The organism is Paenibacillus apiarius (genome assembly GCF_017052585.1).
Classification (GTDB): domain Bacteria; phylum Bacillota; class Bacilli; order Paenibacillales; family Paenibacillaceae; genus Paenibacillus_B; species Paenibacillus_B apiarius.
Map to the genome: position 1 here is coordinate 3,686,890 of NZ_JAFFHZ010000001.1, position 10,611 is coordinate 3,697,500.

General features: G+C 50.6%; 11 protein-coding genes. 10 read left to right on the forward strand and 1 reads right to left on the reverse strand.

The annotated features are described in order from the left end of the window. Nucleotides 1–18 precede the first annotated feature (18 nt). The 9 genes from gatC to JSQ80_RS16470 all read left to right on the forward strand — a co-directional run bounded on the left by gatC (nt 19) and on the right by JSQ80_RS16470 (nt 9,059). A complete protein-coding gene (gatC, locus tag JSQ80_RS16430; RefSeq protein WP_087434974.1) occupies nt 19–306 on the forward strand; it encodes an Asp-tRNA(Asn)/Glu-tRNA(Gln) amidotransferase subunit GatC in 288 nt (95 codons plus the stop codon). A 37-nt stretch (nt 307–343) separates the two neighbouring features. Next, nucleotides 344–1,786: an Asp-tRNA(Asn)/Glu-tRNA(Gln) amidotransferase subunit GatA gene (gene gatA, locus JSQ80_RS16435; RefSeq protein WP_411829164.1), complete on the forward strand. Its 1,443-nt coding sequence runs from the start codon at nt 344–346 to the stop codon at nt 1,784–1,786. Nucleotides 1,787–1,803: 17 nt separating this feature from the next. Beyond that, a complete protein-coding gene (gatB, locus tag JSQ80_RS16440; protein WP_206096048.1) occupies nt 1,804–3,246 on the forward strand; it encodes an Asp-tRNA(Asn)/Glu-tRNA(Gln) amidotransferase subunit GatB in 1,443 nt (480 codons plus the stop codon). Between the two features lie 138 nt (nt 3,247–3,384). Further along, a complete protein-coding gene (locus JSQ80_RS16445; protein WP_240463696.1) occupies nt 3,385–3,849 on the forward strand; it encodes a GNAT family N-acetyltransferase in 465 nt (154 codons plus the stop codon). A gap of 191 nt (nt 3,850–4,040) precedes the next feature. Beyond that, complete coding sequence (locus tag JSQ80_RS16450) at nt 4,041–4,628, forward strand: sigma-70 family RNA polymerase sigma factor (RefSeq protein ID WP_206096049.1); 588 nt, start codon at nt 4,041–4,043, stop codon at nt 4,626–4,628. A gap of 12 nt (nt 4,629–4,640) precedes the next feature. Next, nucleotides 4,641–5,309 (forward strand): TM2 domain-containing protein, encoded by a 669-nt coding sequence (locus tag JSQ80_RS16455; RefSeq protein ID WP_206096050.1) that lies wholly within the window; start codon nt 4,641–4,643, stop codon nt 5,307–5,309. Between the two features lie 89 nt (nt 5,310–5,398). Next, a complete protein-coding gene (locus tag JSQ80_RS16460; RefSeq protein WP_206096051.1) occupies nt 5,399–6,589 on the forward strand; it encodes a DUF4097 family beta strand repeat-containing protein in 1,191 nt (396 codons plus the stop codon). Between the two features lie 143 nt (nt 6,590–6,732). After that, nucleotides 6,733–7,170, forward strand: a complete 438-nt coding sequence (perR, locus tag JSQ80_RS16465) for a peroxide-responsive transcriptional repressor PerR (protein WP_087434967.1) — start codon at nt 6,733–6,735, stop codon at nt 7,168–7,170. Nucleotides 7,171–7,292: 122 nt separating this feature from the next. Continuing rightward, nucleotides 7,293–9,059 (forward strand): glycosyl hydrolase family 18 protein, encoded by a 1,767-nt coding sequence (locus tag JSQ80_RS16470; RefSeq protein ID WP_206096052.1) that lies wholly within the window; start codon nt 7,293–7,295, stop codon nt 9,057–9,059. Between the two features lie 143 nt (nt 9,060–9,202). Here JSQ80_RS16470 and JSQ80_RS16475 read toward each other — a convergent pair whose 3' ends face one another. Further along, nucleotides 9,203–9,595, reverse strand: coding sequence for a YgzB family protein (locus JSQ80_RS16475; RefSeq protein WP_087434965.1), 393 nt, complete (start codon nt 9,593–9,595; stop codon nt 9,203–9,205). A gap of 117 nt (nt 9,596–9,712) precedes the next feature. On the opposite strand from JSQ80_RS16475, the gene JSQ80_RS16480 reads away from it, so the two are divergent. Next, complete coding sequence (locus tag JSQ80_RS16480; protein WP_240463697.1) at nt 9,713–10,603, forward strand: hypothetical protein; 891 nt, start codon at nt 9,713–9,715, stop codon at nt 10,601–10,603. The last annotated feature ends 8 nt before the right edge of the window (nt 10,604–10,611 follow it).

Below are 10,611 nucleotides of genomic sequence, written 5' to 3' on the forward strand. Positions count from 1 at the left end.
AGGAGGAGCATGTTGCCGATGAGCATCCACGTACAGGACGTTGAACACGTCGCCAAGCTGGCAAGACTCAATTTGAGCGACGAAGAGAAAGAACGCTATACGGAACAACTGAACGCCATATTGAAATATGCGGAGAAGTTGAACGAGTTAAATACGGATGACGTCTCGCCGACAACGCATGTTCTGCCGATTAGGAACGTGATGCGTGAGGATGAAGTTCGTCCATCGTTACCGATAGAGAAAGTAATGGCTAACGCGCCGGAGGAAGAAGACGGGCAATTTAAAGTTCCGGCCGTATTGGACTAAGCGATAAAGGAGGGTATCCGCATTGACGCCACTTGAGATGTCTATATCGGAAATAAAACAAGCTTTAACGGATCGCAAGCTGTCCGCCTCCGAATTGGCGGACGCGTCGTATCGGCGCATTGCCGAGACGGATGAGCGCGTGCAAGCGTTTCTTACTTTAAATGAGGAAGGCGCCCGTGAGCAGGCAAGCGATACTGACGGCCGCATCGCGCAAGGAGAAGCCGTCAATATTTTGGCTGGTGTTCCGGCCGGCATTAAAGACAACATCATGACCGAGGGGCTGCGCACGACTTGCGCGAGCCGCTTCCTCGACAACTATAACCCTATCTATGACGGAACCGTCTCCCGCAAGCTGAAAGAGGCGAAAGTCGTCACGATCGGCAAGCTGAATATGGACGAATTCGCCATGGGCGGTTCGAATGAGAACTCCGCCTTCAAGAGCACGCGCAATCCTTGGGACTTGGATCGTGTGCCGGGGGGATCTAGCGGCGGTTCGGCTGCAGCGGTTGCCGCAGGACAAGTGAGCTTTGCGCTTGGTTCGGATACGGGCGGATCCATTCGGCAGCCGGCCTCCTATTGCGGGGTCGTCGGGCTTAAGCCAACATATGGCCTCGTATCGCGCTTTGGCCTGGTGGCGTTTGCGTCCTCGCTCGACCAGATTGGACCGTTGACGAGGAATGTGGAGGATGCCGCTCATGTGCTGCAAGCGATCGCGGGTTACGACAAGATGGACTCAACTTCGGCTGATGTCCCGGTTCCGAATTACGCGGAGGCGCTCACTGGCGATGTGAAAGGCTTGCGCATCGGCGTGCCGAAGGAATACATTGGACAAGGTGTCGACCCGAAGGTGAAAGAAGCCGTGCTTGCCGCTCTGAACGTATTCGAGGGCATGGGAGCGACATGGGAAGAGGTATCCATGCCGCATACCGATTACGCGGTTGCGACGTATTACCTGTTGGCTTCTTCCGAAGCCTCGTCCAACTTGGCGCGCTTCGATGGCGTTCGCTACGGCGTGCGCGCGGACAATCCGGACAATCTGCTGCAGTTGTATCATGAGTCACGCAGCCAAGGCTTCGGTCCGGAAGTGAAGCGCCGCATCATGCTTGGAACGTATGCGCTCAGCTCCGGATACTATGATGCGTATTATTTGAAAGCCCAAAAAGTGCGCACGCTCATCAAGCAGGATTTTGATGAGGCGTTTAACCGATACGATATTTTGCTCGGACCTGCCGCGCCGACGACAGCGTTCCGCTTGGGCGAGCAGATTGACGATCCGCTTGCCATGTACTTGAACGATATTTTGACGATTCCAGTCAGCTTGGCAGGCGTACCGGCGATAAGCATTCCGTGTGGTCTGGCAGATGGCTTGCCGGTCGGCTTGCAGCTCATCGGCAAGGCGTTCCAGGAGACGACGGTGCTTCGCGCAGCCCATGCGTTCGAGCAGCACACCGAGTACCATAAGCTGCGTCCGCAGCTGTAATTGAGGAGGTTTGAGACATGCCGAGTGCAAAATATGAAACGGTTGTCGGCTTGGAAGTGCACGTCGAGCTGCATACCAACTCGAAAATTTTTTGCGGCTGCTCCACTGAATTCGGAGCACCGCCGAACACGCATACTTGCCCGATATGCTTGGGACATCCCGGCGTCCTGCCGGTATTGAACCGCCAAGCGGTTGAATTCGCGATGAAAGCCGCGATGGCGCTTAATTGCGAGATTGCTTCGGTCAGCAAGTTCGACCGTAAAAACTATTTCTACCCCGATTCACCGAAAGCATACCAGATTTCCCAGTATGACAAGCCAATCGGAGAGAACGGCTGGATTGATATCGAAGTGAACGGCGAGACTAAGCGTATCGGCATCAACCGCCTGCATCTGGAGGAAGACGCAGGGAAGCTGACCCACGTTGACGGCGGGTACGCTTCGTTGGTCGACTTTAACCGCGTCGGCACGCCGCTTGTCGAGATCGTGTCGGAGCCGGAGCTGAGTTCCCCCGAAGAAGCAAAAGCATATTTGGAAAAGCTGAAAGCGATTATGCAGTACTGCGACGTATCCGATGTGAAGATGGAGGAAGGTTCGCTGCGTTGTGACGCCAACATCAGCCTGCGTCCTCATGGACAGAAGGAGCTTGGCACGAAGGCGGAGCTGAAGAATATGAACTCGTTCCGTGGCGTGCAGCGGGGATTGGAATATGAGGAAGAACGCCAGGCGGATATTTTGGACGATGGCGGGGCCGTCGTTCAAGAAACGCGCCGCTGGGATGAAGCGCAGGGACGCACGCTGTCCATGCGCAGCAAGGAAGAAGCGCACGACTATCGCTACTTCCCGGATCCGGATCTGGTAACGCTCCATATCGATGACGAATGGAAGGAGCGTGTGCGCGCCTCTATTCCGGAGCTGCCGGATGCTCGCAAAGCGCGGTACACAGCCGAATATGGCTTGTCCGGATATGATGCGGAAGGCATTACGTCCTCCAAGAAGCTTGCCGATCTCTTTGAAGAAAGCCTTCAATATACGAAGGATGCCAAAGCGGTGGCGAATTGGATTATGGGCGATCTGCTCGGATATTTAAATGGAAACGGGATTGAAATCGATGCCGTGAAGCTGAGCGGTCAAGGCTTGGGCGAAATGATCGGGTTAATCGAGAAAGGGACGATCAGCAGCAAGATCGCCAAGACGGTATTCAAGGAAATGCTGGAGTCCGGCAAATCTCCGCAAGTCATTGTGGAAGAAAAAGGCCTCGTTCAAATTAGCGATGAAGGCGCGATTAAAGCGATCGTGGAACAAATGATTGCGAAGAACCCGCAATCGGTTGAAGACTATCGTGCGGGCAAAGAAAAAGCAATCGGATTCCTCGTCGGTCAAGTGATGAAGGAGACCAAGGGGAAAGCCAATCCGGGGCTTGTCAATCAGCTTCTTGTCGATTGCTTGAAGCAGTCCTGACACTGCTTGGCTAGCCGTCAGGCGGGGGAAGCATCCCTCAGAGCGGAACAACTGACTGTGTTCATTCATTTTTCAGATGGAAGGACACGCGGAGGTTCCGCTTTTTGATCAACTATTCAATGGAGCGAAGACGGGGGCATGATGATGATCAAGCTGTTGGATATGAATGATGATGAGACGCTGGAACAACTATGGTATCTGCAGCGGTTGGCTTACCGCATCGAAGCGGATATTCTCGGCTTTGAGCGGATTCCGCCGCTTATGGACACGATCGCGGACTTGCGGCAAACATCCGAAACGTTCTATGGTTGGTGGGCTGATGTGGAATTAGTCGGCGCCTTATCGTATGAAATGGCTGCGCCCGCCATTATGGATATTTGCCGTCTAATGGTGCATCCCGATCATTTCAGGCAAGGGATTGGTACAGAGTTGTTAAAACATGCGCTTCAGCTGCCACAGGCGTCGACTTATTGGATTGCGACGGGTGTGCGTAATGTGGCTGCGTTGAAGCTGTACGAGCGCGAAGGCTTTCGGGCGGTGCGCGATGAAGAAATAGTATCAGGCGTATGGCTTCGTCATCTTGAGATGGTAAAGCCTTTATAATAATCCGTTTCAAGTCTCTCCCCCGTCGTCAGCACACTTCAGCCTAGACTAAAGTCGGTGAAACCTTCCTAGACTCAGGAAGGTTTCTTTCATTTCTTACTCCAACGTAAAATAGAGCTAAGCAAATTAATACGGTTGGCGAATGTTAAAAAGCCTACCATTGGCAGTGGAGGAAAGGAAGTCGACATAACGTGTATCGCGAGCTGATGAAACAATCGGATGAGCTGCTGGTGCAGCATATATTGGAAGGCAATGAAGAAGCAATGAGCATAATGGTGGAAAGACATCGTTCCTTTGTGTTAACGTGTATTTGTCAAACGATTCAAGATCGTTATTTAGCGGAAGATATTGCTCAAGAGGTGTTTGTGAAAGCTTATCGCCATTTGCACACTTTTCGGGGTGATTCTAAATTTACGACATGGCTATACCGATTAACGAAAAATCAACTCATTGATTCAATTCGCAGGCAGCATAAGGGAGGACAGGTGGAACGGATGGAGCCGTATCATATCGTGTCGCTGCAATTCCATGATGTGTCGGAACTGCCGGAAGAGCAAGTAATGAAGCGGGAATGCTGCGAAGAAGTGCGCCGTACGCTCCGCTCGTTGCCTGATAAATATCGGATGGTTATGGAACTTTATCATATGCGGGAGCGCACGTATGCCGAAATAGCCGAAATGCTGAAAATGCCAATAAGAACGGTAGAAACCCGACTGTACCGTGCCAAGATGCTTTTTAAGCGCAAGTGGACGGAAAACGTGGGAGCAGGGGTGTTGTAAGGAGGAATGAAGATGGAAGATACAGAACGCAAAGGATTCAGCAACCCGCAGAACGATAACGATCAAGATAACAGGTATGGCAATGAGCAGGAAGAACAGTTTCTTCGCCGACGAATGGCCTATTTGGAGCGGATGCGGCGCTCTCATCAAGGGCCCGGAGATGTTCCCCGCTATAACGAGATGCCTCCGGTGCCGCCAATGTACGGGACGATGCCTCCCAAGAAGAGCAAATTCATCGCGGTGTTGCTCTCTTTTATTTTTCCCGGGGTAGGGCACTTCTATTTAGGGTTAATGCAGCGGGGGTTAATTATCATTATGCTGTTGGCGCTTGATATTGTAGCAATCGTCTATTTTTCTGCCGTTGACGCGAAGGTCAATGTGCCCCTTATCGTACTGCTTGCCTTAATGCTGCCCGTCATTTATTTCTTTAATTTATTTGATGCGCTGCAAAGCACAGAACGGGTCAATCATCAGGCGATGTACGGAACGGCAGAACATGTGCGTCAAGGACCTTGGCTCGGTCTGCTCCTACTGTTCGGAGGATTCATCATGCTGCTGTTCACGGTTGATCCGGTATGGCTGCGGTGGTTCTTTACTTATGCGGGTTCCTATGCCGGGGCGGCGGCGCTCATAGGCGGAGGGATCTTCTTATTGATTAAAGAGTCGAGAAAAAGACGCTAAATGAACGTGTTCAAAAAGTACGCCTTTCTGTATCGGAAAGCACAAGTTTTTTGAATAACCTCTAGCAGAACGTAAGGAGTTGGACTGCAGTGTTAAAGGTGGGTCGATTTACCGCATCGCTTTTGCTTGTAACGGTAGGTTGCATGCTGCTGATGGACCAATTATTCGGATTTCACAGCATGAACCAACTGCTTGTGTGGTGGCCCCTTATCTTTGTGCTGTGGGGTGTTGAATATATATGGTTTGGAATGCGCCATAAGGATAAGGACGGCAAACGGCAATGGAAGCTGGATTGGCTGGGCATGTTTGTCGCCGTCTTCATTGCGATATCGGTGTTCACCGTGTCACAGCCGTCTTTATTCCGTGATTGGGTCAGAAGCATTCAGTTTGATTTCTCCATGATGAAGGAAATGGCGGTAGGCGAAGGCATCCCATTCAAGCAGCCGAAGCAGACTCATCCCGTTTCCACTGAAGTTGAACAGCTGGCCGTACGCAACCATGATGGCAATGTTATCCTTCGTTCTGCGGACGTCTCGAAGATAGAAGTGGAGACGACCGTAATCGTGGATGGCGCAACCCGTGAAAATGCGCAACTTCTAGCCGATCAATCACGTACACAAATAAAGGAACTCATCTCGGACAAGAAGCTGCATATTGAAGGCAAGCCCGCCCGAAATGTAAATAATCAACAGCGAGTGCGCATGGATATTATCGTTACGGTTCCGGATACATTAAGTTGGAGGACGCATGTTCTATCCGATAACGGGGACATTCGCATTGAACAATTGAGTGGTGCGGTCGAAGCCAAGACGAAGAATGGTGTTGTTCAGCTTCGAGATATCGCGGGCTCCGTGTTAACGGATACGTTGAATGGGGATGTGTTCGTAAAGCAAATCCAAGGAGATGTGCAGGCCACTACATTGCACGGCAATATCTATATGAACGATGTTGGCGGGAACGTCACGACGGAGACGAAAAATGGCGATATCGAAATAAACCAAGCTGAGCGCGGCATTCAGGCCGAGACATTGAGCGGCGACTTAATCGTTGAGTCGGATATCATTGCAGGTGGCTGGAAGCTGCAAACCTTGGCGGGAGACGCCATGATTCGAATTCCGGAGGATGCAGATGTCTTCATCGAAGCAACCAACCTATTTGGTGAGATCGTTACGGATTTTCCGCTTGATATAATAAATAATAAGGCCGAGGGTTCATTAGGACACGGAGCTTTTCGGTTATCTTTGGAGACAAACGGTGATATCAGCATATTAAAACGTTAACTGTGCGTCATATATTAGCATTGACAACAAAAACACCTTCCCCGTACAATGGACATATAGAAATTATTTTTTGATAATCGTTACAATGTGCGATTTGAATCCCCGAATCTATTATAATGTGAGCGTAGAAGGCGGTGGACAGGATGAAAACGCGGGTTCAACATGCATTGGAGCAATTAAAATTGTCCGGAGTACGCATCACGCCACAGAGACATGCAATTTTAGCCTATTTGATGGATGCCATGACTCATCCAACAGCGGATGAAATATATCGAGCGCTCGAACCTAGATTTCCGAGCATGAGCGTTGCTACGGTATATAACAACTTGAAGTTGTTTATCGAGGCCGGGCTCGTTCGTGAATTGACTTATGGGGATAGTTCCAGTCGCTTTGATGCGGATGTGTCGGACCATTACCATGCCATCTGTGAGCAATGCGGCAAGATCGTCGATTTCTCCATACCTTCTTTGGAATCAGTGGAGCAGACGGCGGCGGAACGGACTGGCTTTGTTGTACGAGGCCACCGTATGGAAGTATACGGTGTATGTCAAGCTTGTGCGGAATCAGCTTCCAGCAAGTAGAGGAGCCTTCCGCTATGATTATGTAGAAATGAACCATGCGCGCAGCATTTATTTGCTTGCGCGCTTTTATTTTGTCTACCACATGCATTATTAAGACAATCAGGGAGTAGGAGTGACGGATAATGGGAAACAGAGGAGGGCGGCCAAACGCTCCGCACAATCGTTATGAGCAACCGCGCGGCAGGACGGCGCGATCTAATAAGAAGAAACGGGGTTGCGGTGGATGTCTGTTTATTTTGATTGGGATCGGCATACTTATCATCAGTATATGGAAGGGATTTGACTGGTGGCCGAACAATGAGATTGCAGAATCGGACATGTCCAAGGTCGAGCAGCCGCTGACTTGGAATGGGGCATGGAGCGGTTATGGCACGAAGGGACGCGGGGAAGAGCTGCTGATACCGCTGGAAGCGCTGCAGAAAAAGCTTCCGATTGCCTTTGAGGCAAAATCGAACACGGTTATATTGACCAGTGCGAAGGATGTGGCATCACTTCAGCTCGGACAAGCAAAGGGAACATGGAATGGGAAGGCGAAACGTTGGGATGCGGCTGCGGAAAATATAGATGGAGACGTGTATATTCCGATTGGCGTACTTGAGGAGATGTACGGGTTGCATGCGAGGCAATATTCGTCCAATGGTGGCGTTCAGCTTGGCTTTCCCGGACAGAGCCTGCAGGCAGGTGTAATCGCAGAGCAGAAGAACGATGATGATACGGTTGCGATGCGCCAAGAAGCGGATAATCGCTCGGCCATTGTACAGAAGTTAGCGGGCGCGACGGAGCTGACAATATGGAAAGAACGTGACGATTGGGTGTATGTTGAAGCGGACGGCGGGGCTCTCGGCTATCTGCCGAAGGAGGATGTAAAGTACACCGACAAGCGTGTCATTCCAGATACGGCGCCGCCACCGAAGCCGCGGTTTGTAGAGGAGAAGAAACCTGTCAGTCTCGCATGGGAAGCTGTATATTCCCGTAATCCGGATCCATCGAAGCTTCCGTCCATGCCAGGGACGAATGTAATTAGCCCCACATGGTTCAGCTTAGCCGATAATGAGGGGAACGTGACGAGCAAGGGCGATCTGAGCTTAAGCAATTGGGCTCACCGCAAAGGCAAACAGGTGTGGGCGCTGTACAGCAACAGCTTCGAGCCGGAGCGTACGACGGAAGCATTGTCTACATTTGAAAGACGAAGCCGTACGATTGAGCAATTGCTGAAATTGGCAGAGCAATATCAGGTCGATGGTATTAACCTTGATTATGAGAATGTGAATGTGGAAGATCGGGATCAATTAACGCAGTTCGTGCGGGAACTGGCGCCTCGAATGCATGCTCAAGGTTTGGTCATCTCCATAGATGTTACCGCCAAGTCAAGCAGCGGCCGGTGGTCGCAGTTTTTAGACAGGGAAAAGCTTGGTGAAGCCGTGGATTTCATGATGGTCATGGCTTACGACGAGCATTGGGCAGCAAGCCCCGTCGCAGGCTCCGTCGCCTCTTTGCCGTGGGTGGAACAATCCGTGGCACGAATAATGGATGAAGATAAAGTGCCGGCGCACAAGCTGGTGCTCGGAATGCCTTTGTACACGAGAATATGGACGGAAGAAGTGAAGGACGGTGAAACGAAGGTAAGCTCCAAGTCGGTGGGCATGCGAACGATTCAAGAACTGATGCAGGAGCAAGAGCTGAAGCCGGTATTCTCGGAGCAAACGGGTCAAAACTATGTCGAGTACAAAGAGGACGGCGCCGTGAAAAAAATATGGATTGAAGATGAGCGCTCTGTTCAGGCGCGGATTGAGCTTGCGCAGCGGCTTGGATTGGGCGGTATCGCAGTCTGGGCGCGCAGCTTTGCGGATTCGGATATATGGAACGTGATTCATTACCCGGCATCATAATCATATATATTAAATAAGAAAGCCGTCTGCTATAGCAGGCGGCTTCGTTCGTATTGCCCAACCATTCACCGAATGTGGCGCGTTGTACGGTCTGTGCGCGTTGAGTTGAGTTATGTATGTCGGTTATGTGCACGCACTTATTGTTATTTGCTCTCTTCCAACTGTGCAGCTTGAACGTCATTGTCTTTGACTTCCGGTTCGGCAGTCGCTTTGTCAGGGTCCAGCGTCAGGATGGTTCGGCAGAACATGCACCGATCCGTCTTGCCGAGCATCTTGGTCTGGCGTCCGCATTCCGGACATTGCAGCACGACGGAGCTGGTGGAGAGCATTCCTGCCCAGAAGTAGATGGCTACGCTTCCCAGAAGCACAATCATGCCGAGGACCATAAAAACTCCCGCAAAAGCTCTGCCTTGCAAGCCCCACATCAGAATTCCAGCAGTGCCAAGCACCATCATCCCCATACCGGCCAATGTAAGGACGAGACCCCAAAGACGGAACTCGTTAATTTTACTTGTTCTAAAAATACGATGTTTCATTGCAGCCTCCCCAATCGTGTATGAAAATGTTTTCGAATTAGAAGGAAAGAGAGCTTCTATGTAGAATTATAAACTATCATTCGATGTAAAAGAAAGCCAAAAAGCGTGGGATAGAGAATGAAACAAGTAATGGATGACTCAATTGGCCAATTATCCGGTGCGGCAAGCGTAAGCGGTATTCTTGTCCTTGAGCACAATCAGCTTGACGGAGAAATGCACGAGCATACCGAATGGGACCGTTACATACTGGTTATCGACGAAGAGTGTCCGTCTCATCCTTATCATGCGATTCAAGTATCGAACGAGGATCGGTCCGTTACACGTTGGACCTGCGTTCACCCCGATGAGTGGGAAGATTGGATTACATCCATAGAAGTTCAGCCGCTTATATCTTCCTTGGGACGAGCGGATATTGTAGTCGACCGCAGCGGTGCGTTAACTGCATGGCAGAAGCGCCTTAAAGAGAGCGAGAAGGCGGCGTCACATCTGGAGTACATGAAGACGTACGCTTGTTTTCTGGATTGCTACACTCAGGCGAAGCATTTTTTGCAGATGGACTACTTGCTGGATGCTTGCCGTTACATGGATCAAGCGTTTTATTACTGGGCGCGTCTCGCTATTATGGACCAAGGGGAAATGCCGCGGGCCGCATTATGGCAGCAAGTCAAATGTTTTAATTTAGGCGTCTATAAAATGTATGAAGAGTTTATGATGAGTTCTGAATCCATGTCACAGCGGATTCAACTCGCATTGCTGGCTTGCGAGTTTTCATTGTCATCGAAGATTACGGAGAGCTGTGCGCCGTTGTTGGAATGGATGAAGCAAGCACAGGGCCCTGTGCCGATGGCTAGCATTATGCAGCATACGGAGTTCAAATGGCTGGGGAAATACTTGCCCACACTGTTAAAGAAGCTTGTTCACCGCGGATATCTTCATGAGAAGTTGATGGAGCATCAGACGCCATATGGAAATTTGGGAAGCGTGCAAGCTTATGAATGGGTTGGATAAATGCAGAG